Here is a 1,812-nt window from a genome sequence, read left to right as displayed (position 1 = left end):
GTGTCATTGGCAGGAACAGTGACATTGAACGAGCCATCAGGATTTACCGCGACAACTTCGGTGCTGCTGTCCGCATAAGCTACAGTCACTTGTGTATTGGTATAATCCACGCCACCGTCTGCTGTGCCATCGGCGAGTGTCATGCTGACAACGGTTTCCGTAGTACTTGCATTACTCATGGTCACATCAAGTGTCGCTGGGTCGCCTTCGTTAACCGTGGTTGAGCTAATCGACGCCACGGTAGGACGGTCGTCATCTGGATCAGGGCCAGGACCACTGCCATCATCAACAATCGTACCTGTACCTTCTACTGGCGAGGTCTGAACAGCAGTTGCACCAGACAGCGTAAAGGTCTCAGGGCCTTCGAACAGGTCATCATCCGTTGTACTAACAGTGATGCTGTAAGTGGTGTCGTTGGCCGGCACGGTGACATCGAATGAACCATCAGGGTTTACCGCGACAATTTCGGTGCTGTTGTCCGCATAAGTGATCGTCACCTGCGTATCGGTGTAATCTACGCCACCGTCTGCAGTGCCATCGGCTAGCGTCATGCTGACAACAGTATCTGTTGTACTGGCATTACTCATAGTCACATCAAGTGTCGCAGGATCACCTTCGTTAACCGTGGTTGAGCTAATCGATGCCACGGTAGGACGGTCATCATCTGGATCGGGACCTGGGCCACTGCCATCATCAACAATTGTACCCGTACCTTCTGCTGGCGTGGTTTGTACGGCAGTTGCACCGGACAGCGTAAAGGTCTCAGGGCCTTCAAATAGGTCATCATCCGTTGTGCTAACAGTGATGCTGTAAGTAGTATCGTTGGCAGGCACGGTGACATCGAATGAACCATCAGGATTTACTGCTACAACTTCGGTGCTGTTATCTGCATAAGTGATCGTCACCTGTGTATCAGTATAATCGACACCGCCGTCTGCTGTGCCATCGGCGAGCGTCATGCTAACAACAGTATCTGTTGTACTTGCATTACTCATGGTCACATCCAGTGTCGCTGGGTCACCTTCGTTGACCGTGGTTGAGCTAATCGACGCCACTGTTGGACGGTCGTCATCTGGATCAGGGCCTGGGCCACTGCCATCATCAACAATCGTACCTGTACCTTCTGCTGGTGTGCTCTGAACAGCAGTTGCACCATTTAGCGTGAAGGTCTCTGGGCCTTCAAACAAATCATCATCCGATGTACTAACGGTGATGCTGTATGTGGTGTCGTTAGCAGGAACAGTGACATCGAACGAGCCATCAGGGTTTACCGCGACAATTTCAGTGCTGTTGTCCGCATAAGTGATCGTCACCTGTGTATCGGTGTAATCCACACCGCCGTCTGCGGTGCCATCGGCGAGCGTCATGCTAACAACAGTATCTGTTGTACTTGCATTACTCATGGTCACATCCAGTGTCGCTGGGTCACCTTCGTTGACCGTGGTTGAGCTAATCGACGCCACTGTTGGACGGTCGTCATCTGGATCAGGGCCTGGGCCACTGCCATCATCAACAATTGTGCCCGTACCTTCTGCTGGCGTGGTTTGTACGGCCGTTGCACCAGACAGCGTAAAGGTCTCTGGACCTTCGAACAAATCATCATCCGTTGTGCTAACGGTGATGCTGTATGTGGTGTCGTTGGCAGGCACTGTGACATCAAACGAACCATCAGGGTTTACCGCCACAACTTCAGTGCTGTTGTCCGCATAAGTGATCGTCACCTGTGTATCAGTATAATCGACACCGCCGTCTGCTGTGCCATCGGCGAGTGTCATGCTGACAACGGTATCTGTTGTACTTGCATTACTCATA

At 51.8% G+C, this 1,812-nt stretch carries 1 protein-coding gene; it reads right to left on the bottom strand.

Annotated elements, in window-relative coordinates:
• The coding region (locus tag VCHENC03_RS0125470) for a beta strand repeat-containing protein (protein WP_009705179.1) at window positions 1-1,812 on the bottom strand (1,812 nt) is incomplete at both ends.

It is taken from the genome of Vibrio sp. HENC-03 (assembly GCF_000305755.2).
Taxonomy (GTDB): domain Bacteria; phylum Pseudomonadota; class Gammaproteobacteria; order Enterobacterales; family Vibrionaceae; genus Vibrio; species Vibrio owensii.
Note: the sequence above shows the minus strand (reverse complement) of the source record. Positions and strands in the feature narration are given on the sequence as shown.